1 rRNA gene is annotated in these 584 nt (G+C 58.4%); it reads left to right on the forward strand.

Annotation, left to right across the window (positions count from 1 at the left end):
* Positions 1-584, forward strand: a 16S ribosomal RNA gene (locus tag KBY47_RS36250); the annotation flags it as partial.

The raw sequence follows: 584 nt of genomic DNA on the forward strand, positions 1-584 counted from the left end.
AAGAAGCGAAAGTGACGGTACCTGCAGAAGAAGCGCCGGCTAACTACGTGCCAGCAGCCGCGGTAATACGTAGGGCGCAAGCGTTGTCCGGAATTATTGGGCGTAAAGAGCTCGTAGGCGGCTTGTCGCGTCGGTTGTGAAAGCCCGGGGCTTAACCCCGGGTCTGCAGTCGATACGGGCAGGCTAGAGTTCGGTAGGGGAGATCGGAATTCCTGGTGTAGCGGTGAAATGCGCAGATATCAGGAGGAACACCGGTGGCGAAGGCGGATCTCTGGGCCGATACTGACGCTGAGGAGCGAAAGCGTGGGGAGCGAACAGGATTAGATACCCTGGTAGTCCACGCCGTAAACGGTGGGCACTAGGTGTGGGCAGCATTCCACGTTGTCCGTGCCGCAGCTAACGCATTAAGTGCCCCGCCTGGGGAGTACGGCCGCAAGGCTAAAACTCAAAGGAATTGACGGGGGCCCGCACAAGCGGCGGAGCATGTGGCTTAATTCGACGCAACGCGAAGAACCTTACCAAGGCTTGACATACACCGGAAACATCCAGAGATGGGTGCCCCCTTGTGGTCGGTGTACCGGAAA

Source organism: Streptomyces sp. B93 (assembly GCF_018070565.1).
Classification (GTDB): domain Bacteria; phylum Actinomycetota; class Actinomycetes; order Streptomycetales; family Streptomycetaceae; genus Streptomyces.